This is a genomic window from Ruegeria sp. I3, assembly GCF_056532525.1.
In genome coordinates, this window is record NZ_JBQFNI010000001.1 from 264,240 (window position 1) to 284,449 (window position 20,210).

Consider the following 20,210-nt stretch of genomic DNA (forward strand, 5'->3'; position numbering starts at 1 on the left):
TTCATAGAATGAAATCGATCCGGAAACTTTTAAAGTTTCCGGGGTCTTGGGCGGATGTGTTGGGTAATTCGAGCTGTGGTCGCTCAGAAGTCGATCTCAACACCTGGCAAGCTCAGTTCCTTCATCATATCGCGCAGTTCCTGGCGTGCGGCGATGTTGGAGATATTGAGCTGCTTGACCCCGATATCCTTGAGGTCCAGCAAAGTCAGTCCGCGCGGGAACAACTCGCGGAAAATCACTCGCTCGGAAAAGCCCGAGGCGACGCGGAAGCCGATGCGCTGTGACAGCATCTCGATCGCGCGTTGCATCTTTTCCTTGTTGACCATGCGCTGGGTGCCGACTCGGTTGCGGACGACGACCCAGTCGATCGGTTTCAGCCCAGCTTGGGCGCGCAGTTGGCGGGCATTCCAGACCATCTCGGAATAGACTGAGGGGCCAAGGATTCTCTCACCTTTGGAATCGATCCGCGCCAGCAGGTCAAAATCGATGAAACTGTCGTTCAGCGGTGTAATCAGCGTATCGGCCAGCGAATGTGCAACCTGGCTGAGTCGAGTGTGCGAACCGGGGCAGTCGATCAGGATGAAATCGCTATCGCTTTCCAGTTCGGCCACGGCGGCTGAAAGGCGGTGGTCATAGATGTTTTCACCGGGTTGCAGAGCGCTGGCGTCAATCTCGGGCAGGTCGTGGTGGCGTGGGCTGGGCAGAGACAGGTCCGAGCCGTTCAGGAAGTTCAAGCGGTTCTCGAAATAACGACCCAGACTGCGCTGCCGCAGGTCAAGATCGAGTGTGCTGACCTTGTGCCCCAGCCGTGCCAATGCAGTGGCCACATGCATCGACACGGTTGATTTGCCTGCGCCGCCCTTTTCGTTCCCGACCACAATGATATGTGCCATGCCTGTATTCCCAAGTCCCGCCGTGTTTGCCTACACGTTGTTGGCAGCCACTATATGTTGTGTAGGCCGGGAAGGGAAGAACCTCGGGCCGTCTTGAGCGGTATTATCAAGCCTCAAATTGGAAAAGTGCTTGGTACTTGGGGGTTAGGGTAAATCCTTGCCAAACACACACCCCTGTTTCACTGTCCATCCTATGGATTTGTGATCGAGGGCAGCCATTGGATCATCTGTTTCTGAACGTTTTGAACGTGGTTCTGCCTGTCCTGATTTGCGCTGGAATCGGTTACACTCTGGCTGTGATCAGGGCCCCTTATGACAACAAGGTTATTGGCGGGATCGTCTCGCGGGTCGGGTATCCGACGCTAATAATCTCGCACCTTTCAACCACCCAGATTGCGGTCGGCACCTTTCTTGATGTCATGATGGCCGCCGCTTTGGCGATTGCAGGTTTTGGGCTGTTGGGGCTTGTCGCGCTCAAACTGATGCGGCTGCCGGTGCGGGCATTTCTGACGCCACTGATGCATGGTAATGTCGGCAATATCGGCCTGCCCATTACCCTTTTGGCGCTAGGCGATGCGGGAATGGCCTATACGATGGCATTTGTGGTGGTTGTGCTGATCAGTATCTTCACGATCGGCATGTGGATTCCGGCCGGAGAGTTCTCGCCCAAGAAACTGGCGACTTCGCCGATTATTTACGCGGTCGCACTGTCGCTGGTGTTGATGGCGACGGGCACCAGCCTGCCGCAACCGGTGGCCAAATCCTTTGATATTCTGGGTGGGCTCTCGATCCCGCTGATGTTGCTGACGCTGGGCCACACGCTGGCGACCCTGCGGATCAAAAGCCTTGGCCGAGCCGTTTTGCTGACAGCGCTGCACCTGCTGATGGCTGCGGTGATTGCCAGCGCGTTGGTCTGGAGCTTCGGCTTCACCGGGGCTGAGCGGGGCGCGGTGATCCTGTGCTGTTTGATGCCCTCCTCTGTCGCGACCTATTTGTTCATCGATCAGCATGTGCCGGAATACGGACCCGATGTGGCCGGGTTCATTCTGGTTTCGACTCTGTCCACGATCCTGGTGCTGCCAGTGGCGCTGTCCTACTGGATCTAATAGGCGCTGGGCGCGCAGTGCGCTAAAAACAGTATCTATCAGCAAAAAACCGTTTAATAATAGGCACAACACGGTGCCCGAAGGGCCAGCGCGCTATTCCTGAACGGGGGACAGGCAGATGCCAAAAGACGTCACTGAGGACATATCCGGCGCGGGAGGGGCACGTCTGGTTCTGGTGATGACCGCGCTGTGCATGATGGTTGTTGGCTTCAACACAACCGCCGTTGCGACGATCCTGCCAAATCTGAAGGCCGAGTTCGATCTGTCGCCTTCCAGCCTGCAATGGGTGATGGCGATCTATACAGTGGTTAGCGCGACCCTCGTCACCATCGTCAGCCGACTTGGCGATATCACCGGCAAGATGGGCGTCTTCTTTGCCGGAATGATCGTGTTCGGTCTTGGCTCGGCCCTTGTATTGTTTTCGCAGGATGCAGCCATGTTGCTGGCAGGCCGCGGGGCCCAAGGTGCCGGGGCGGCAGCGCTGTTTGGCACCTCGCTTTCGCTGCTAACTGCCGCCACGCCCGAGGAACAACGGGCCAGCGTCACCGGTGCCTGGGGCGCAATCGTCGGGCTGGCAATCGGCGTTGGTCCGATTGTTGGCGGCGCGTTTGCACATTACCTCAGCTGGCGCGGCGTATTTGCCACCGATCTTGCGCTGCTGATCGTGGCGTTTGCGGTCGGGTTGCGGGTCAGCAAAGAGCATTACGTGCCCGACACGCGTCTTGCAGGCGCAAAGTTCGATCTTGCGGGTGCAGTCGCACTGGTCCTGCTGCTTGGCCCGCTATCCTTTGCGCTCAGCAACGGGGAAAGTCACGGATGGGCCACAAGATCGACCTTGATCCCGCTTGCCGTGTCGGCTGTAGCGGTGATTGCACTGATCTTCACCTCGCGCCGCAGCGCGGACCCCCTGATCGAGTTGCGGTATTTCCGCCACCCCCGTTATTTCATGGCGGCGGCAGGGATGTTCATTACCGGTTTCGCGCTGTTCAGCTTTTTCGTCTATTTCAACGTCTTCGTGCAATCGCAAGATGCGTTTGGCCTTTCCGCTGTTGGGGCGGGGGTGGCGATCCTGCCGTTGAGCCTCAGTATGTTCGTCGTGTCCGTGGTGGCTCCGCGTTTTCTTGCACCTTACAGTTTTCGATGGCCGGTGATCCTGGGCATGGGGTTCATGACCTGTGGGTTCATGCTGTTGACGACAACGACGAACACAACAGGCATGGGTGCGATTTGGTGGAAGCTGGTGATTATCGGGATCGGGCTTGGCATCGGTTTTTCGTTATTGCCGCGTCTCGGGCTGCGCTTGTTGCCGGAAGAACATATGGGGCAGGGCTCGGGCGTAGTGAATGCGTTCCTTTATTTTGGTGCCACCCTTGGTGCCGTGGTCGGAGGTCTGGCCGAAGCAATCACTACCCGACGCGGCCTGTCCGAAGTGATCAACGCCTTGCCCACCGGGTCCGAGCAACGGGCCGACCTGGCCCATGCACTGACACATGGCACCGCCAGTCAGGTGCAGCAGCTTATAGCGGCGCTTGATCCGACCACGGGCGAAGCGTTGGCGCGCGCCTTGCGAGATCTGCAGGATGATGCATTTAACAGTGCCATGCTTGTCGCCGCTATCGCTGCGCTTTTGGGGATGATCCTGGCTGCCGTAATGCTGCGAGGCCCCGTGCCTCCACCGCACAGCGCGGTTGATCTGACAAGGGACTGATCGTCGGTGGGGCCACTTGTGACCGGCACCCAATCGGCCTAGGCTTTTGCCATGTGTGGAAAATTTGCAGCCGGTCACCTGACACAGCGGGAAATGCTGGCGATTACCGAGTATTTTCTCTACGGCAAGGTCTCGCCTGATCTGCCCGAACAGCTGCCTTCGGGTGGGTACAATGTGTCTCCGACCAATCGGGTTGGCATGGTCCGTTGGGACGGCGACCGGGCCGAGCTGGCGACGGCGCGCTGGCAGATCAAGGATCCGCGCAGCAAGAAGCCGATGATCAATTCGAAGATCGAAAATGTCAGCTTCTGGCAGCAATACTGGAACAACGGGCGCTGTCTAATTCCGGCACTGGGATATTACGAGTGGCCCAAGGACCAGGGCCATGATTGCCCGGTCTACATCACGGTTCAGCGCAATGCCCCGGTGATGTTTTTTGCGGGGTTTTACAGGACTGATGACGGCAGCCATAGCTGTACGATCCTGACCCGGCCACCCAGCCCGCAGATCGCGCATATTCACAACCGCATGCCAGTGATCCTGACCCCGGATGAGATCGAAAACTGGCTATCGGGCGTCACAACTGCGCAAGAGGCGCAGCAGTCGTTGGGCACGCAGTACGAAGGCCGGTTTGAATATCACACCGTCAAACCCATCAAACGCGGAGCTGAGGGCGAAGATATGATTGAGCCTTACACGCCCCCGGTCCAGACCGGGTTTGATTTCTGAAACAGCCGCAAAGTGCAGTGGGGTAATTCCAAAACAAAAAAGGCCGCCCAAATGGACGGCCTTTCGCATTTCAACCAGGTCGGGATTAGAAGCCCAGGCCTTCGTATTTCTTCTTGAACTTCGACACGCGGCCGCCTGCGTCCATCAGGCGCGACGAACCACCGGTCCATGCGGGGTGCACGGAAGGGTCGATTTCCAGAGCCAACTGGTCGCCTTCGCTGCCCCAGGTGGATTTCATCTGAACCACAGAGCCATCGGTCATTTTGACGTTGATGACGTGATAATCGGGATGGATGTCTTTTTTCATCTTTCCGCTCCTTACGCCTCGGCGCCAGCCTTGGGCTTGTAGTTGGTGACTTCTGCGATACGCGCGGATTTACCACGGCGCGAGCGCAGGTAGTACAGTTTGGCGCGACGAACGCGGCCACGGCGGACAACTGTGATGCTGTCGATATTGGTCGAATGCAGCGGGAACACACGCTCCACGCCTTCGCCAAACGAAATCTTGCGAACGGTGAACGAACCGGCGATGCCGCTGCCACCTTTGCGCGCGATGCAGACGCCTTCATAGTTCTGCACACGGGTACGCGACCCTTCGGTCACTTTAAAGCCGACACGGATGGTGTCACCGGCTTTGAAATCGGGGATGTCTTTCCCCAGGGCGGCAATCTGTTCCGCCTCAAGCTGTGCGATTAGGTCCATCGCAGTTACTCCTATATGCTCGCGGTTGGTCCACGAAGTTTGGGCACGGCCTGAGAGCTCTTGGTCTTCACCGGGTCCTGCGTACAGCCCGCCAGAGGTCAGATCGAATGTTCCTTTTGGTCCGGTCCGCCCTGTCGCGCCGTGGCCGAAGAAAGCCGGGCGTCACGTCAGGATGCAAACCAAAACACCGGAGTCGCGTAACGCCACACCGGATTGGGCTGCTTTACGGGCTTTGTGGGCGGGGATCAAGCCTTATTCTTGGTGAAACAGGTGAGTTTTTGCCACCCGTCAAATCCACCGTTGCCTTGTTCACCAGATCAGGCATTCTGGGGTTAATTATAAGAGCAGATATTTGATACAGGATCATAAGATGCGCAAAGCACTTCTGCTGGCCGTTATGGCGCTTGCACTTGTCTCATGTGGTCGCCGCGGCCCGCAACCTCAGGCGGTTGAGCCGCAGGCCTTCGCGGACACGACCCCGCCTTCGATCATCTACCCCGCCTTTGGTGACGCTGACCCGCACCCGTGGGAAGGTCGCCACCCCGGCCAGTACCCCGTGCACGGGCTGGATGTCTCGCGTTGGCAGGGGCCGATTGATTGGCGCACCGCACAGAAGAACGGTGTCAGCTTTGCCTTCATCAAAGCCACCGAGGGCGGGGATTTTACCGACCCGATGTTCGACGAGCACCGACGCGGCGCACAAGCTGCCGGAGTGCCGTGGGGGGCCTATCACTATTATTATTTCTGCCGTCCGGCCCATGAACAGGCGCGTTGGTTCATCCAGAACGTGCCCAAAGGGGCCGACCTGCCGCATGTGCTGGATATGGAATGGACGCCCCATTCCAAAACCTGCACCCTGCGCCCTGATGGCCGAGCCGTTCGGGCCGAGGCGCAGCGGTTCCTTGATATTCTCGAGCGCCACTATGGCCGACGCCCGATTGTCTACACGACGGTAGATTTCTACGGCGACACCCATATCGGACGACTTCCCAAAACTGAGTTCTGGCTGCGCTCGGTCGCGGGCCACCCGCGCAACGTTTATCCAGGCTCGGTCTGGCGGTTCTGGCAATACACCGGCACCGGGCTGGTGCCGGGGGTTCAGGGTAAGGTGGACATCAACACCTTCAACGGCACGCCGGAAACCTGGGCGTTGTGGAAGGCAACCCGTTAGTCTTAGCCCTTATCTTCTGATTTTCGATAGGCGTCCCACAGATCGGGCCGCCGTTCGCGGGTGATCTGTTCCGACATTTCATGACGCCAATCCGCAATGCGTCCATGGTGGCCTGACATCAGGATCTCGGGGATCGGGCGGCCTTTCCAGTCGGCGGGGCGGGTGTATTGCGGATGCTCCAATAAGCCAGAGGAAAAGCTCTCCTCCTCGGCTGAGGCCTGGTTGCCCAGAACGCCCGGGATCAGCCGCACGGTGGCGTCGATCAGGGCCTGTGCGGCGATTTCTCCCCCGGTCATGACAAAATCACCCAAGCTGATCTCTTGCACGCCGTAGTGCTCCAGCACGCGCTCATCGACGCCTTCGAAACGACCACATAACAGGGTCATGCCATCGCAGCGAGCCAGGTTTTGCATCATTTTCTGATCCATCCGACGCCCACGCGGGCTGAGGTAGATCAGCGGCCAGTTGCCCCGGATGCCCGCCATCGTATGCTCAATGGCCTCACCCAGCACATCGGCACGCAGCACCATGCCCGCACCGCCGCCCGCCGGGGTGTCATCCACATTGCGGTGCTTGCCGATCCCGAATTGGCGCAAATCCACAGTTTCCAACTGCCATAGCCCTTCTTGCAGGGCCTTGCCGGTCAGGCTTTCGCCCAGAACACCGGGGAAGGCAGACGGGAACAACGTGATGATCTTGGCCTTCCACACCCCGTGCAGATCGGGCGTCGGCGTCATCAACTCGCGCGGCTTCAACGTTGGACGGATGGCTTTGCGGCCATGGGACTTTCCGGGTTTATCTGTCATCTCGAGCCGATCAGATCATTTTGGGTGCTTTGAACCAAAGCCGTCTTTTGATCGATCAGCGCAGCATCGTCCAGATCGGATCGGTTCATTTCCAGCATCTGCTGCAAGACATCCTCGGGCAGGCGTGGGTTTGATCGGGTCGGGCCTACCAATTCGGCGGCTTTGTCCGCAGGCAGGTCAAGGAATTCAGCAAAAGTGCTTCCAAGCCCATGTCGCTGGCCCTGCAGGTCTTCCAGCCATTCGGTGCGGACCGAGACCGAGGGCAAACGGTCGCGCACAGCCGCAGCAGCAATCTGAGGCGACGGCACCGGTTCAAGCCGGGCGCGAAAGGTCTCAAAATCCTGAATCAGGCGCGATCGTTGCAGATCATGCGCCCACAGGCTGCGCAGCCAGCTTCCCCGTTGGCGCAGCGAGTAGTAGATCGTTACATGCACCTCTTCCCCGGCAAATCGGTCGCGGATCAGGCCGACAAGGCACGAGGCAAGCTCGGGCGCGGCCTCATATCCCACCGCGACATTCCGGCTGGGGCGCAGGCCCGAGAAATTCTCTTCGCTCAGAACCAGCCCGCGCTTCTGTCCGAATTCCAGTGAATTCAGAAAGTGCCGCATCTGATCCTTGAAATCGCTCATCGCGCCGGGGGTGCCGTAAACGGAATAGCGAGTGGCTGCTTCGGACAAGCCGGTTTTGCGGGTCCGATAGGGCAGGACCAACGCATGGTGCGGCCAGATCAGTGAGCGGTTTTCGAACAGAAAGGACTGTGCCGCCGTTGTCCCGGTCTTGTGCAGACCCAGATGCAGCAACACGCGGCGCACTACAGCAGGCCCTCAGGCGGATCAGCGATGATGCGGCCCTTGTCCAGATCAACGGTCGGAACGGATTCGAGTGTAAACGGCAGCAGCACGGTGGCCTTTAAGCCCGGCCCATGCAGTTCCAACAGATCCGCCGCACCGTGATTTTGCACCGATTTCACTCGGCCCAGCAGCGTGCCGCCGGTGTCATAAACCTCAAGCCCGATAAGGTCGGTGTGGTAAAACTCATCGTCCGGCAGCGACGGCAATTGATCGCGCCGCGCGTAAAGGCGCAGGCCATTCAGCGCATCCGCCGCTTCCTTCGTCTCAATGCCACCCAGCCGGGCGGCAAAGCCGTTCTTGATCGCGCGGGTCAGGACTACGGGATAGCGCTCTTTACCTTCTTCGTCTGTCAGCGGCGAATAGCCTTCGATATCCTCGGGGACGGCACAGAAACTTTTCAGCCGCACCTCGCCGCGCACCCCATACGAGCCCGCGATGCTGCCTACGCAGATCAGATCACTCATTTCGACCATCCGTCACACATAGCCCGTCCCGCCATTGTCCGATCACCTCGCACGCCTCGCGCTGGTTCGAGCGTTCGAAGAATACGCCCACAATAAATGCGATCGCCAGCAGGATGGGAAGCCGTAACAAACCGAACATGACTAACGCACCTCGATCGGCAGAGAGGCGTCGCGGCATTCCCAGCCGACCTGCTCCAGCTCCGGCGTATCGGATTGGGCCTCGGGCCAGCCCAAGCAGAAATATCCGATCAACCGCCAGTCCTCGGGGACATCCAGATCGCACGCCATCTGGTCCGGGTCGAGGATCGAGACCCAACCCAGCCCCAGCCCTTCTGCCCGTAAGGCAAGCCAGAACAGGGTGATGGCAGAGACCACAGAATAGCGCCGCATCTCGGGCATAGTACCTGCGCCCAGACCTTGACCCTTGTCGGTGGCATCGTCGCAGAACACGGCCAGCTGCACCGGAGCTTCTTCCATCCCGGACAGTTTCAGCTGGCTGTACAGCTGCGCCTTTTCGCCGGAATACCCGCTCAGCGCCCGCTCGTTGGCCGCTTGGAAATTCTTCAGCGCCGCGTCGCGCGCGGCCTGACTTTCGATGCGGATCACGCGCCAGGGTTCGCTGAGCCCAACAGAAGGGGCCAGTCGAAACGCGTCGAGGCAGCGCGTAAGCACTGCCTCGTCAATTGCATCGGTGCGAAACCGGCGCACATCACGCCGGAGCCGCATCAACAGATCGAACTGCGTGCGAAAATCGTCGGAAAAGGCCTGATCCTGCACGCGCCCGACTGCTTATTCTTCTGCAGCAGCTTCTTCAGCCGGTGCTGCAGCCGCTTCGGCAGCTTCAGCAGCCTTGGCAGCTTTCTCTTCCGCGCGTTCCTGAGCTTTCTTGCCCGGGGTACCCTTGTTGGGGTTGTTGCGCTCGGCCTTGTCACGGGCGCCGGCAGCTTCCAGCATACGTGCGATCCGGTCGGTGGGCTGTGCGCCCTGATCCAGCCAGTACTGGATGCGCTCCATGTTCATTTTCACGCGCTCTTCGCTGTCTTTCGGCAGCAGCGGGTTGTAGGTGCCCAGTTTTTCGATGAAACGACCATCGCGCGGCATACGGCTGTCAGCCGCAACAATGCGATAGAAGGGACGCTTTTTCGAGCCGCCGCGGGCGAGACGAATTTTCATTGCCATGGTGGTATCTCCTTTGAATGGCGTATCCGGTGCTAGACCGGCTTAGTTCTGGTGTTTCTTGTGGTGTCGGATGACTTCCTGAATGATGAAATTCAGAAAAGCCTTGGCGAAATCGGGGTCCAGATCGGCCTCTTTCGCCAGGTCTTCTAACCGTGCGATCTGCGCAGCCTCGCGCGACGGATCGGACGGGGGAAGGTCGTGTGCGGCCTTGAGCTTGCCAACGGCCTGCGTGTGCTTGAACCGCTCGCCCAGCGTATAGACCAGGATCGCATCCAGCCGGTCGATGCTTTCTCGATGGTCTTTCAACAGCGCAGCAGCCTGTGTCACGGGGTTGTTCATTGGCCGGTCCTTTCGGTGGTCAAATCAATCTGCGGATGACGCCAGATCTGAGCGTGCTTGCCCAAAAGCTCGGCTCTCTCAATCTCCAGCGTTGCGCCCAGCCGTTCGGCCAGCGCGCGCGAGCGATCATTGGCATGGGCGATGTAAGAAATCACACCGTTAAGCCCCTGATGCCGCGCTGCATAGTCGCGTGCAGCCGCGGCGGCCTCAAAGCCCAGACCTTTGCCTTCGGCCTCGGCCATCAGCGTCCAGCCCAGCTCGGGCTCCGCCCAGCCGGGTACGTAGATCATGCCTGCCCATCCCACGAATGCGCCGCTGGCCTTTTCAGTCAGATGCCACAGACCATAACCGCGCAGCGCCCAATGACCCAATCTGTTCGAAAGAGAGCTCCAGCTTCCAAGCGCGTCCTTGGGACCACCAACCATATGGCTGCGCTCGGTCGCGTAGAACGCGGTCATCGCAGGAAGATCGTCCAGATGCGGCGCGCGAAGGATCAGGCGATCGGTTTCGACGGTGGGTATAGTGAACGAGGTCATGCGTATGCCTCCACGCCACCGTTTACCAGATCGGCAGGCGCAGAATGACGCCAGACCTGCATCGCCCCGAAAGCCGGGTGTTCGAACATATATTCAAACTGCGCGCCCAGCCGTTTCGCGACAGCCTTGCTGCCCAGATTATCCGGATCGATCAGCGAGATTGCGGTTTCCCAGCCCAGCACGTCATAGGCATGTGCGCGTGCAGCCAGTGCCGCTTCGGTCGCATAACCCTTGCCGGTGGCGTGGTTCATCAGGGTCCAGCCAATTTCGGGCTCGGGCCAGCCGTGAGGGTTCCACAAGCCAACATGGCCTACATAGGTGCCGGTGTCTTTTTCCTCGACACCCCAGAAGCCATAACCACGCATCGCCCAGTGGCCTAACAGCATCGCAACAGCGCGCCATGTCTCATCCGGGCGTTTCGGGCCGCCGACGAATTTCGAGGCGTCGCTGGCAAAAAACTCTGCCTCAGCCTCAAAATCGGCCTCGCAAGGGGCCCGCATGATCAGGCGTTCGGTTTCCAGCGTTGGTATGGCCATGGCAAGTGTCATGCCTGCACCTCGCCGTATCGCCAGACATGCTGGGTTAGGCCAAAGGCGCTTTCGGCAACGGCGTCGCGCGTTGCACCCAGACGCTGAGCCAAAGCGTTCGAACGAGCGTTGGACTGCGAAACGTAGCTTACGAACTGGCCGGATCCGAGCAGATCAAGCCCAAAATCGCGAACGGCGCTGCACGCTTCGGTCGCGTAACCTTGCATGCGGAACTTGCTATCGAACATATAGCCAAGCTCGGGCTCGTGATCGTCCCATTCGAGGCCCAGAATGACGAAGCCAATGACCTGATCATCGTCTTTAAACGTGACGGTGAACAAGCCGTGACCATGCAAAAGCCAGCCTGATGTGTAGTAGGAAAACTCAGTCCAGGCGTCCTGCTCGGTATCGCCAAAGCTGTCCTTGCAGATCGATGTCCACACCGGCAGGTCGTCCAGAGTGGGTGCACGCAGAACCAGCCGCCGGGTCTCAATGACCGGCAGGGCCGCGCGATACTGCGCTGCTGCCATCGCCGCCTTTCCGGACGGGGGCTGGGTGCAGCGTGCTGACGTCACTTTTTCTTTCCAAAACCGCTCAACCCCGGGGGCAGGCCCATGCCGCCACCCAGTCCGGGCAGACCGCCGGGCATCTTACCGCCCATCGCTTTGGCGGCTTGTTCCAGCGCCTTGGGGTCCATGCCCGCAGCCATTTCCTCGGGGCTTGGGCCACCTTTGCCGAACATGCCTTTCATGGCCTGTTTCAGCATCTTGCCTTTGCCCATTTTGCCCATCTTTTTCATCATGTCGGACATCTGCCGGTGCATCTTGAGCAGCTTGTTGAGATCGCTGACCTCCATACCCGAACCGGCGGCGATGCGTTTCTTGCGGCTGGCTTGCAGCAGTTGCGGGTTGGCGCGTTCGCGTTTGGTCATCGACTGGATCAGCGCGATTTGCTGGCGCAGGATTTTATCGTCCAGACCGGCCTGATCCATCTGCTTGGCCATCTTGTTCATGCCCGGCATCATGCCCATCATGCCCTGCATGCCGCCCATCTGGATCATCTGCTCCAGCTGCATTTTCAGGTCGTTCATGTTGAACTGACCTTTGACCATGCGCTTCATCATGCGCTCGGTCTGTTCCATCTCCATCGTTTCCTGGGCTTTTTCGACCAGAGCAACGATGTCGCCCATGCCCAGAATACGACCGGCGATCCGGTCCGGCTCGAAGGTTTCGAGCGCGTCCATCTTCTCGCCCAGACCAACAAAGCGGATCGGCTTGCCGGTGACCGCGCGCATCGACAGCGCCGCACCGCCGCGCCCGTCACCGTCCATACGGGTCAGGACCACGCCCGAGATGCCGACCTTGGCATCAAACTCTTCGGCCACTTCAACAGCGACCTGACCGGTCAGGCCGTCGACCACTAGCAGCGTCTCGCGCGGGTCGACCACGTTACGAACCTGCTCGACCTCGTCCATCAGGACTTCGTCGATATGCAGACGGCCCGCGGTGTCGAGCATATAGACGTCATAGCCGCCCAGCGTTGCCTGTTGCTTGGCGCGCTTGGCGATATCAACCGGCGTCTGACCGGGTACGATCGGCAGCGTATCTACACCAACCTGCGTGCCCAGAACCGCAAGCTGATCCATCGCCGCTGGGCGATAGACGTCGAGCGAGGCCATCAGGACCTTCTTGCCCTCTTTCTCTTTCAGGCGTTTCGCCAGCTTACCGGTGGTGGTTGTCTTACCGGAACCCTGCAGGCCGACCATCAGGATCGGGGCAGGCGGGTTGTCGATCTTCAGCGCACCGGGGTCTTCTTCGCCGCGCAGTGTATCGACCAACGCGTCGTGCACGATCTTAACGACCTGCTGGCCGGGCGTGATCGATTTGGTGACAGCTTGACCGGTCGCTTGTTCCTGTACTTTCTTGACGAACTCGCGCGCCACCGGCAGCGAGACGTCGGCCTCAAGCAGGGCAACGCGGACTTCGCGCAGGGCGGTTTTCACGTCTTCTTCAGACAGGGCACCCTGTTTGGTCAGCCGGTCAAAGACGCCGGAAAGGCGTTCGGATAGATTTTCAAACATGCCTTCGGCCTCCTTAGCCGGTTATCTGGTGGCGTGCCCTAGATAGGACGCGTCGGTTAAATGCACAAACGCCCCCACGGGCGAAACTCGCTGGTGGGGGGCGATCCCTGAACGACTCAAGGGACCGGAAGATCAAGCGCTTCCGGATGTTGGTGGCGACTTAGGCCGATTGGCTGGCAGAGTCAACCTTGCGCGCCGGAAGCCAGTCATTGATCGCATCAACCAGCCGATGCGCGCCGCGCCCGCTGGAATAAGCCTCGACAATGGGATGCCGTCCGGCGCTCATGCCCTCATCCAGTATTAGGACAGGGCGATAGAGGGTCGATGTGCCATTGTCGCTACGCGAGGTCGTGCTTTCGGTTTCCGCGTGCGAGAGGTGCGAGAGCTCATGTTCCACGGCATCATATCCAAAGACTGACTGTCTGCGGATCAGGATGCTGTTATTATTGCGATCCAGTATGACCTGCACGCGCCGGACAAAGGCGCAAAATGCACCAAAACCCATGCCTCCGCCGAATAGTGCGAAGAAAATGCCGAACAAGATACCCTCGCCACCTTCACTGGCCAAGAAGACGCCCGCGCCGACAAATGCCAGAATGAAGAAAACCAGCGTGATGCCGATGAACCATGGCGTATTGGACAGGATCAGTTGGCTCGGAGTGTTACGCGTGACTTTCATGGCGGCACGCTAGCACCGAATGCCGCGCCTGTCGTGGCTTGAATTTACCTGTCGGTTGGGCGATGAGCGCGCCATACGAGGAGGTTCCCATGGACGCATCATCCGCATTTCAGGATACGTTGCCGCTCAGCTCGGATGCGCTTTTGGCGCAGTTGGATGAATGGGGGCTGCCCTATCGGTTGCATACACATATCCCGCTGCGCACGGTTGAGGATGCAAAGGGGGTGGAAGGCCAGTTCATGGTGCCGGGTGAAAACACATTGCGGCTTAAGAACCTGTATCTGCGCGACAAGAAAAAGCGGAATTATCTAGTGACGCTGGAACAGAGCCGCGAGATCGACCTCAAGGCGCTGGGCGCGGAGTTGGGGGTTGGCAACCTGTCCTTCGGCTCGGCGGATAGGCTGTTCCAGAACCTCGGCATCCGCCCTGGCGCGGTCAGTCCGCTGGCGATGATCAACGGCGTTGAGAACAACGTTAAGTTCTTCATGGACGCCGCCGCGCAACAGGCCGATGTCATCAACATGCACCCTTTGGTCAACGACCGAACCGTCGTTTTGTCGCGCGAAGAACTGATGGTGTTCTTTGATAAGATCGGGTGCGAGATAAACTGGCTGCCGTGATCACCCTTCAAGCGCTTCGTTCAAAGCGGCAGCGACATGGGCGGCGGAGGGGTTGACGAACAGGTGACCGTCCGCCTCGAACACCGGATCGTCCAGATGATCGGGGAAGGCCAGAGGCAACTCGGTACAGGCCAGCAAGATCGCGGTTCCGGGTGTGGCGTGTTTGTTGCAGAAGGCCAGCAGGCGCGCATGTGCGGTGTCGGATGCGCCGCCGTAGAAATCACTGTCGATCATCGCCTGCATCTCGGCGATCTCAGGCTCGGGCAGGCGTGTGTTTGCCGTGATACCCTCGGCGGCCAGCCGGTCGGCATAGTTTGTGGCCTGCATAGTGACTGCGGTTCCAAGGACCAAAGCATTGGTGGCACCGGTCGAGGCGGTCGCGTCGGCGGTTGCGTCAAAAATGCTGAGAATAGGCATGGAGACGCCTTCGCGGATCGCGTGAAGCCGCGCGTGTGGCGTATTGGAGGCGATGATGCCGAAATCGCAGCCTGCGTGTTCCAAAGTCAGCAGTGCTTCGCGGAACACCGCGTCGAAAGCGGCCCAGCTGTCTTCGTCACCGGCCACGCCGCGCAAGGCGCGGGTTTTGGCTTGGGTGACGGATTCGATGGTCATGGGTGGGATGGGCAGCGGCGATCCGTGGCCGCGTTCAGCAAAATACCGACCCGCGCCTTCAGCGATCGCCCGGTAGTAGTCGACAGTTGAGGCCCAGCCAACACCGCCCAATATTCCAATCTTTTTCATGTGAAACGCCCAGTCTGCCGATTTGCCTCGGCGCAGACTGGACGGTTCAAGGGGGGCAGGTCAATCAGGCTGCCAGTTTGGTGACAGCTTTCTGCGCATTGGACAGGGTTGTTTCGGGGTCCAGTGCCATGCGATCTGCGGCGATGACTTCGACATCATGGATGCCGATGAAGCCCAGAACATGGCGCGCATAGGTGGTGGCAAAGTCGATCTCGGAGCCCACCGCCGTACCGCCTGATGCAACAGCAAGGATGGCGCGTTTGCCTTCCAGCAGACCTTTCGGTCCTTCTTCGGAATAGGAGAATGTCAGACCGGCACGGGCGACCAGATCAATCCAGGCCTTGAACGCGGCGGGAACTGAGAAGTTGTAGATCGGCAGGCCGATGACGATCGTGTCGGCCTTTTGCAACTCGGACACCAATTCGTCCGACAGGGCCAGCAGGTCTTTCTGTACCGCGTCACGCTGTTCGGCGGGGGTGAAATTGGCGCCGATCCAGTCTTCGGTCAGCAGGGGCAGGGGGGTGGCCAGATCGCGGCGGATGATGCGGCTGGCGTTCAGGTGGCGAACCACGCGGTCGGACAGATCGCGGGTGGCAGATCCAGTGCGGCGGGCCGAGGCGTCGATATGCAGGATGGTTTTGGTCATTTCGGGGCGTCCTTTGTTGCGGAATTAGCTTCTGTTGCCCCAATATGGCTGTTGCGTGCATGAACAAAACTCGGATATATCAACAAGCATTGTTAGAATTTGCACATTGGATCAGATGCAATGGACAATTGGGATGAAGTGAGAACCGCCTATCAGGTGGCGCGCATGGGAACGGTCAGCGGCGCGGCGGATGTGCTGGGTGTGCACCACGCCACCGTGATCCGCCATATCGATGCGATCGAGGCACGGTTGGGCGTCAAACTATTCCAGCGTCACGCGCGTGGGTACACACCAACCGAAGCGGGTGAGGACTTGTTGCGGGTCGCGCAGGCAACCGAAGATCAATTCAACCAGTTGGTTGGTCGCATGAAGGGGCGCGGAGACGATGTCTCGGGCGAGATCGTGGTCACCTCACTGGCCTCACTGGCCCCGCTCATCGTACCGACGCTGACCGAGTTCCAGCAGACCCACCCGGGATTGATTGTGCGCTATCTGACCGGCGACCGCCTGTTCCGGTTGGAATATGGCGAGGCGCATGTGGCGATCCGCGCCGGGGCCGCGCCGGATCAACCGGACAATGTGGTGCAGCCGTTCATTCCACAAGAGGTCGGACTATTCGCCAGCAAGGCCTATCTCGCGCGCCACGGCAAACCCGCGGACGTTGCAGATTTCGCCAATCACCACTTCGTCGGCAATGATGACGAAAACAGCCGCGCGCCGTTTTCCCGCTGGCTGCGTGCCAACGCGCCGGAGCAGGCGATCACTTTCCGCTGCACCAATAATTTCTGTATGCGAGAGGCTGTTCTGGCCGGTGCAGGCATCGGCTTTATGGCCCGTTGGGAGGCCGCGCGCGATCCCGATCTGGTCGAGGTGATGGCACCGTTGCCCGAGTGGTCTGGCAAGCTGTGGCTGGTGACTCATGTGGATCTGCACCGGACCACTAAGGTGCAGGCTTTTCTATCCTTCCTGAAAGATCAATCCAAGGGCTGGCTGCCGTGACACCGCAGGCGCGCGGCCATCTGGCCATGCTGACATTCTCGGCTTTGGTGGCGGGCAGTTTCTCGCTTGGCTCAATGGCGGCAAATGAGATCGCACCGTCGGCGATCACGGCAGCGCGCTTTGCGATTGCGGCGGTTGTGATCGGCATCGCTGCGATTGCCACAACGGGCATTCCGCGCAGCGCGGCTCGGGCACCATGGCGCTATCTGGTTCTTGGCGGATTGTTCGGAGCCTACTTTGTCCTGATGTTCTACGGATTGAAAACCGCTCCCCCGGTCAGCGCGGCAGCGGTCTTTACGCTGACCCCGGTCATGTCGGCGCTGGCCGGGTGGGTGCTGCTGCGCCAGATCACCACCCCACGCATGGCGCTGGCCCTGACGGTCGGTGCGGTCGGTGCGCTGTGGGTGATCTTCAGAGCGGATTGGCAAGCCTTTCAGGTCTTCGAGATCGGAGGCGGCGAGATCATCTATTTCTGGGGTTGCGCCGCGCACGCCGTCTATACGCCGATGATACGGCGATTGAACCGGGGCGAGCCTGCGGTGGTGTTCACCTTCGGTACGTTGGTTGCGGGGTGTTTGATCCTGACGGTCTGGGGCTGGTCCGATATACGTGCAGTAGATTGGGGCAACCTTCCCGGGATTGTCTGGGTGACGCTGCTTTATATCTCGTTGTTTGCGACCGCCGCCAGTTTTGTACTGGTTCAGTTTGCAGCCCTGCGTTTGCCCGCGGCAAAGGTCATGGCCTACACTTACCTGACGCCCAGCTGGGTGATCCTGTGGGAAATCGCCCTGGGACGTCCTGCGCCGACGGCATTGGTGTTGATTGGTGCCGGGCTCACCGCTGTTGCGCTGTTGTTGCTGCTGAAAGGAGAAGACGCGCCTGCAAACACTCCTGTGCGCTCGAATTGAAGCTTGTGATTTCTACCTGATGTGGCAGCCTGCCTGTCACCACCAAGGAGCTGGGCCATGAAAACAATGTCACTTATTCCCGCATTGCTGGCGCTGTCCGCCTGTGCCCCCGGTAGCGCGAAAGACGCTGCAGAGGCGGACCTGCAAGCCAGCTGCGAAGCTCTGGTGGGCGCCGAAACCGGCACAGGGCCTGATGGTGTCAAAGCGATGTCTACCCAGTCCAGCCCGACAGGCTCGGTCACCAGCGTATTCGTGGCAGGGGCCGAGGCTCCGTGGCTCTGTCGTGCCGACCCAACGGGGGTTGTGACCGGGGTGGAATATAGCCGCGAGGGCTGAGCCTGCCGTTTGGATCGTCCCGACGGGTCAGACTGGCGAACTGCCCGGTTCGACATATCTCAGGATCAGGAGGACGCCAATATGTTCAAACACATCATGGTCCCGGTCGACCTGCACTTGCCGCCCGAGGTCAAGAAAGCCACCGAGGTTGCGGCGCAATTGGCCAAATGGCAGGGCGCAAAAGTGACCATCGTCAGCGTCACCGGCCCGCAGCCTGGGGATAGCCACCTGACAACAGACGCGATCAAACAAGAATTGCTGACCTGCGCCAATGAAATCGCGATGCAAAGCGGGGCGCAGGTGGACACACGCAACATTCATTCGGTTGATGTCGCGGTCGAGATCGACAAGGACCTGACCCACGCAGCAGAGGAAATGGGGGCCGATCTGATTGTTGTGGGAACCCACGCACCCCGGATCACAGACTATATCCTGTCCAGCCACGCGGGATATCTGGCCAAACACGCCAGCATGTCGGTCTTAGTTGTGCGTTAGGCCTCATCCGGGGGCAGTTCAACTTCAAGAAACCGCTCGAACGCATCCAGATTGACCGGTTCGAACTGTCCGAACCCCTGCATCCAAACCGAGGCCGCACGAAGCGCGTCGGGTTCTAGTTTGCACCACTTCACCCGTCCGCGTTTTTCCTGAGAAATCAGACCTGCTTTGGTCAGGATCACCAGATGCTTTGAAATCGCGGCCAGCGACATTTCGAACGGTTCGGCCACGTCGGTGACGGCCATGTCATCTTCCAGCAGCATCGCTAAGATGGCACGGCGGGTGGGATCGGCGAGGGCTGCGAAGACAGTGTCGAGGTCGTTGGACATGGTTCCGCTGAACCATAGCCTGTGAGTTTGGTCAACCATTTGGTTGAATATGCGGATTCAGGCTTATCCGCCCGGTCAGCGAACTATACGCCATCGGCAGGTTTCACGCGATCTGTGATTTTAATATAAAAATCATATACATAGCGACGTTCATGCTGCGGCTTCATTGCCGTTGACTCTGCGCCCTCAGCCCCTTAGCACCCTACCCAAGACTGTGCGAGGGAAACGCCCGTGACCGAAGATGACCAAAAGCAGCGTATGGCGCAGCTGGAGGCCAAGATCGAAGCGGCGAAAAAGGCCAAAGCGCCGAAACCTCGTGCGGATGCTGACGTATCCGGAGGCGAGCTTGCCTGGAGGATGGTCATCGAAATGGTTTCCGGTCTGGGGATCGGATTTGGCATCGGATACGGGCTGGACAGCCTGCTCGGGACGATCCCGATCTTTCTGGTGCTATTCACATTGCTGGGCCTTGTCGCGGGCGTGAAGGTTATGCTCCGCAGCGCGAAAGAGGTTCAAGAGAAACAAGCGGCCGCAAGCGCGACCGAGAAGGACGAGAGGGACTGAACGTGGCAACCGAGACCACCGCAGAAAAAGGCAGCAGCCTGGCTTTCCATCCAATGGACCAGTTTATCGTCAAGCCGTTGTTCGGCGACGGTGCGATTGCCTGGTACACGCCCACCAACGTGACCCTGTGGTTGTTCCTGGCGATTGCGGCGATCTTTGCCCTGCTGGTTCTCAGCACGTCCAAGCGCGCCATTGTTCCGACGCGGATGCAGTCGGTGGCCGAGCTGGCCTATGGTTTCATCTACAAGATGCTGGAAGACATCTGCGGCAAGGAAGGCGTAAAGTACTTCCCCTATGTCATGACCCTGTTCATGTTCATCGTCTGCGCGAACTTCCTGGGCATGTTGCCCATGTCCTTCACCACCACATCGCATTTCGCCGTGACCATCCCGCTGGCGCTGGCCGTGTTCCTGACCGTGACTGTTTTGGGTTTCGTCAAGAACGGCGCTGCGTTCCTGGGCTTGTTCTGGGTCTCCAGCGCGCCACTGGCGCTGCGCCCTGTTCTGGCGATTATCGAGCTGATCTCGTACTTCGTACGCCCGGTCAGCCACTCCATTCGTCTTGCCGGTAACGTCATGGCAGGCCACGCGGTTATCAAGGTGTTCGCAGGCTTTGCCGCGATTGCCGTGATCTCGCCCGTGTCGGTTCTGGCGATCACCGCAATGTATGGCCTTGAGGTCCTCGTGTCCTTCATTCAGGCCTACGTCTTCACCATTCTGACCTGTGTGTATCTGAAAGATGCGCTGCATCCGTCGCACTAAGGTCCGAACCCCCAACATCGAAACTTCCAAATCGTAAGGAG

29 protein-coding genes are annotated in these 20,210 nt (G+C 59.4%); 11 read left to right on the top strand and 18 right to left on the bottom strand.

Annotated elements, in window-relative coordinates:
• Nucleotides 1-83: 83 nt before the first annotated feature.
• Nucleotides 84-893: a division plane positioning ATPase MipZ gene (locus ACR0L9_RS01375; RefSeq protein WP_170402416.1), complete on the bottom strand. Its 810-nt coding sequence runs from the start codon at nucleotides 891-893 to the stop codon at nucleotides 84-86.
• A 218-nt stretch (nucleotides 894-1,111) separates the two neighbouring features.
• Between ACR0L9_RS01375 and ACR0L9_RS01380 the strand changes: the two genes are divergently transcribed.
• The 3 genes from ACR0L9_RS01380 to ACR0L9_RS01390 all read left to right on the top strand — a co-directional run bounded on the left by ACR0L9_RS01380 (nucleotide 1,112) and on the right by ACR0L9_RS01390 (nucleotide 4,436).
• A complete protein-coding gene (locus ACR0L9_RS01380; protein ID WP_480894458.1) occupies nucleotides 1,112-1,999 on the top strand; it encodes an AEC family transporter in 888 nt (295 codons plus the stop codon).
• 118 nt (nucleotides 2,000-2,117) lie between these two features.
• Nucleotides 2,118-3,707 (top strand): MFS transporter, encoded by a 1,590-nt coding sequence (locus tag ACR0L9_RS01385; protein ID WP_480894459.1) that lies wholly within the window; start codon nucleotides 2,118-2,120, stop codon nucleotides 3,705-3,707.
• A 51-nt stretch (nucleotides 3,708-3,758) separates the two neighbouring features.
• A complete protein-coding gene (locus ACR0L9_RS01390) occupies nucleotides 3,759-4,436 on the top strand; it encodes an SOS response-associated peptidase (protein WP_480894461.1) in 678 nt (225 codons plus the stop codon).
• Nucleotides 4,437-4,521: 85 nt separating this feature from the next.
• Here the strand turns inward: ACR0L9_RS01390 and rpmE are convergent, their stop codons facing one another.
• Nucleotides 4,522-4,743, bottom strand: a complete 222-nt coding sequence (rpmE, locus tag ACR0L9_RS01395) for a 50S ribosomal protein L31 (RefSeq protein ID WP_170392669.1) — start codon at nucleotides 4,741-4,743, stop codon at nucleotides 4,522-4,524.
• Between the two features lie 11 nt (nucleotides 4,744-4,754).
• The gene (rplS, locus tag ACR0L9_RS01400; protein ID WP_170328369.1) at nucleotides 4,755-5,138 is read right to left on the bottom strand and encodes a 50S ribosomal protein L19; all 384 of its coding nucleotides are present in this window, start codon (nucleotides 5,136-5,138) and stop codon (nucleotides 4,755-4,757) included.
• 370 nt (nucleotides 5,139-5,508) lie between these two features.
• Here rplS and ACR0L9_RS01405 point away from each other — a divergent pair, with 370 nt between their 5' ends.
• On the top strand, nucleotides 5,509-6,309 hold the full coding sequence (locus ACR0L9_RS01405; protein ID WP_480894463.1) for a glycoside hydrolase family 25 protein: 801 nt from the start codon (nucleotides 5,509-5,511) through the stop codon (nucleotides 6,307-6,309).
• Nucleotides 6,310-6,311: 2 nt separating this feature from the next.
• On the opposite strand, the gene trmD is transcribed toward ACR0L9_RS01405, so the two are convergent.
• From trmD to ACR0L9_RS01465, 12 genes are all read right to left on the bottom strand, one after another.
• Complete coding sequence (trmD, locus tag ACR0L9_RS01410) at nucleotides 6,312-7,115, bottom strand: tRNA (guanosine(37)-N1)-methyltransferase TrmD (protein WP_170392667.1); 804 nt, start codon at nucleotides 7,113-7,115, stop codon at nucleotides 6,312-6,314.
• The gene (locus ACR0L9_RS01415) at nucleotides 7,112-7,927 is read right to left on the bottom strand and encodes a hypothetical protein (protein ID WP_480894465.1); all 816 of its coding nucleotides are present in this window, start codon (nucleotides 7,925-7,927) and stop codon (nucleotides 7,112-7,114) included. Before ACR0L9_RS01415 ends, trmD begins: the two co-directional genes overlap by 4 nt.
• Entirely contained in the window at nucleotides 7,927-8,430 is a 504-nt protein-coding gene (gene rimM, locus ACR0L9_RS01420; protein WP_170392665.1) for a ribosome maturation factor RimM, read from the bottom strand. The genes ACR0L9_RS01415 and rimM overlap by 1 nt, the downstream gene beginning before the upstream one ends.
• The gene (locus ACR0L9_RS01425; RefSeq protein WP_170392664.1) at nucleotides 8,423-8,569 is read right to left on the bottom strand and encodes a hypothetical protein; all 147 of its coding nucleotides are present in this window, start codon (nucleotides 8,567-8,569) and stop codon (nucleotides 8,423-8,425) included. The genes rimM and ACR0L9_RS01425 overlap by 8 nt, the downstream gene beginning before the upstream one ends.
• 2 nt (nucleotides 8,570-8,571) lie before the next feature.
• Complete coding sequence (gene bluB, locus ACR0L9_RS01430; RefSeq protein WP_480894467.1) at nucleotides 8,572-9,207, bottom strand: 5,6-dimethylbenzimidazole synthase; 636 nt, start codon at nucleotides 9,205-9,207, stop codon at nucleotides 8,572-8,574.
• A 12-nt stretch (nucleotides 9,208-9,219) separates the two neighbouring features.
• Nucleotides 9,220-9,609 (bottom strand): 30S ribosomal protein S16, encoded by a 390-nt coding sequence (gene rpsP, locus ACR0L9_RS01435; RefSeq protein ID WP_010437590.1) that lies wholly within the window; start codon nucleotides 9,607-9,609, stop codon nucleotides 9,220-9,222.
• A gap of 42 nt (nucleotides 9,610-9,651) precedes the next feature.
• Complete coding sequence (locus ACR0L9_RS01440; RefSeq protein ID WP_170392662.1) at nucleotides 9,652-9,948, bottom strand: chorismate mutase; 297 nt, start codon at nucleotides 9,946-9,948, stop codon at nucleotides 9,652-9,654.
• A complete protein-coding gene (locus ACR0L9_RS01445) occupies nucleotides 9,945-10,484 on the bottom strand; it encodes a GNAT family N-acetyltransferase (RefSeq protein ID WP_170513361.1) in 540 nt (179 codons plus the stop codon). The genes ACR0L9_RS01440 and ACR0L9_RS01445 overlap by 4 nt, the downstream gene beginning before the upstream one ends.
• Nucleotides 10,481-11,032 carry a GNAT family N-acetyltransferase gene (locus ACR0L9_RS01450; protein WP_170625087.1) on the bottom strand — a complete coding sequence of 184 codons (552 nt, stop codon included), beginning with the start codon at nucleotides 11,030-11,032 and terminating at the stop codon, nucleotides 10,481-10,483. The genes ACR0L9_RS01445 and ACR0L9_RS01450 overlap by 4 nt, the downstream gene beginning before the upstream one ends.
• Nucleotides 11,029-11,586, bottom strand: coding sequence for a GNAT family N-acetyltransferase (locus ACR0L9_RS01455; RefSeq protein ID WP_480894469.1), 558 nt, complete (start codon nucleotides 11,584-11,586; stop codon nucleotides 11,029-11,031). Before ACR0L9_RS01455 ends, ACR0L9_RS01450 begins: the two co-directional genes overlap by 4 nt.
• A complete protein-coding gene (gene ffh / locus ACR0L9_RS01460) occupies nucleotides 11,583-13,091 on the bottom strand; it encodes a signal recognition particle protein (protein ID WP_170402391.1) in 1,509 nt (502 codons plus the stop codon). The genes ACR0L9_RS01455 and ffh overlap by 4 nt, the downstream gene beginning before the upstream one ends.
• Nucleotides 13,092-13,251: 160 nt before the next feature.
• Nucleotides 13,252-13,770, bottom strand: a complete 519-nt coding sequence (locus tag ACR0L9_RS01465) for a hypothetical protein (protein ID WP_170818880.1) — start codon at nucleotides 13,768-13,770, stop codon at nucleotides 13,252-13,254.
• An 89-nt stretch (nucleotides 13,771-13,859) separates the two neighbouring features.
• On the opposite strand from ACR0L9_RS01465, the gene ACR0L9_RS01470 reads away from it, so the two are divergent.
• Nucleotides 13,860-14,390, top strand: a complete 531-nt coding sequence (locus ACR0L9_RS01470; RefSeq protein WP_480894471.1) for a prolyl-tRNA synthetase associated domain-containing protein — start codon at nucleotides 13,860-13,862, stop codon at nucleotides 14,388-14,390.
• On the opposite strand, the gene ACR0L9_RS01475 is transcribed toward ACR0L9_RS01470, so the two are convergent.
• Both ACR0L9_RS01475 and ACR0L9_RS01480 read right to left on the bottom strand, forming a co-directional pair.
• Nucleotides 14,391-15,131, bottom strand: coding sequence for an aspartate/glutamate racemase family protein (locus ACR0L9_RS01475; RefSeq protein WP_480616295.1), 741 nt, complete (start codon nucleotides 15,129-15,131; stop codon nucleotides 14,391-14,393).
• 64 nt (nucleotides 15,132-15,195) lie between these two features.
• The gene (locus ACR0L9_RS01480; protein WP_170648517.1) at nucleotides 15,196-15,777 is read right to left on the bottom strand and encodes an NAD(P)H-dependent oxidoreductase; all 582 of its coding nucleotides are present in this window, start codon (nucleotides 15,775-15,777) and stop codon (nucleotides 15,196-15,198) included.
• 120 nt (nucleotides 15,778-15,897) lie between these two features.
• Here ACR0L9_RS01480 and ACR0L9_RS01485 point away from each other — a divergent pair, with 120 nt between their 5' ends.
• The 4 genes from ACR0L9_RS01485 to ACR0L9_RS01500 all read left to right on the top strand — a co-directional run bounded on the left by ACR0L9_RS01485 (nucleotide 15,898) and on the right by ACR0L9_RS01500 (nucleotide 18,515).
• Nucleotides 15,898-16,776: a LysR family transcriptional regulator gene (locus tag ACR0L9_RS01485; RefSeq protein ID WP_170513380.1), complete on the top strand. Its 879-nt coding sequence runs from the start codon at nucleotides 15,898-15,900 to the stop codon at nucleotides 16,774-16,776.
• On the top strand, nucleotides 16,773-17,684 hold the full coding sequence (locus ACR0L9_RS01490) for a DMT family transporter (RefSeq protein WP_480894473.1): 912 nt from the start codon (nucleotides 16,773-16,775) through the stop codon (nucleotides 17,682-17,684). The genes ACR0L9_RS01485 and ACR0L9_RS01490 overlap by 4 nt, the downstream gene beginning before the upstream one ends.
• Nucleotides 17,685-17,741: 57 nt before the next feature.
• Nucleotides 17,742-18,020: a hypothetical protein gene (locus ACR0L9_RS01495; RefSeq protein WP_170392651.1), complete on the top strand. Its 279-nt coding sequence runs from the start codon at nucleotides 17,742-17,744 to the stop codon at nucleotides 18,018-18,020.
• Between the two features lie 81 nt (nucleotides 18,021-18,101).
• Nucleotides 18,102-18,515 (top strand): universal stress protein, encoded by a 414-nt coding sequence (locus ACR0L9_RS01500; protein ID WP_170402365.1) that lies wholly within the window; start codon nucleotides 18,102-18,104, stop codon nucleotides 18,513-18,515.
• On the opposite strand, the gene ACR0L9_RS01505 is transcribed toward ACR0L9_RS01500, so the two are convergent.
• Nucleotides 18,512-18,844 (bottom strand): ArsR/SmtB family transcription factor, encoded by a 333-nt coding sequence (locus ACR0L9_RS01505; RefSeq protein ID WP_170392649.1) that lies wholly within the window; start codon nucleotides 18,842-18,844, stop codon nucleotides 18,512-18,514. The two genes, ACR0L9_RS01500 and ACR0L9_RS01505, sit on opposite strands and share 4 nt — an antisense overlap.
• 231 nt (nucleotides 18,845-19,075) lie before the next feature.
• On the opposite strand from ACR0L9_RS01505, the gene ACR0L9_RS01510 reads away from it, so the two are divergent.
• Together ACR0L9_RS01510 and ACR0L9_RS01515 are read left to right on the top strand one after the other, a co-directional pair.
• On the top strand, nucleotides 19,076-19,408 hold the full coding sequence (locus ACR0L9_RS01510; RefSeq protein WP_170392648.1) for an AtpZ/AtpI family protein: 333 nt from the start codon (nucleotides 19,076-19,078) through the stop codon (nucleotides 19,406-19,408).
• A gap of 2 nt (nucleotides 19,409-19,410) precedes the next feature.
• A complete protein-coding gene (locus ACR0L9_RS01515; protein WP_170392647.1) occupies nucleotides 19,411-20,169 on the top strand; it encodes a F0F1 ATP synthase subunit A in 759 nt (252 codons plus the stop codon).
• The last annotated feature ends 41 nt before the right edge of the window (nucleotides 20,170-20,210 follow it).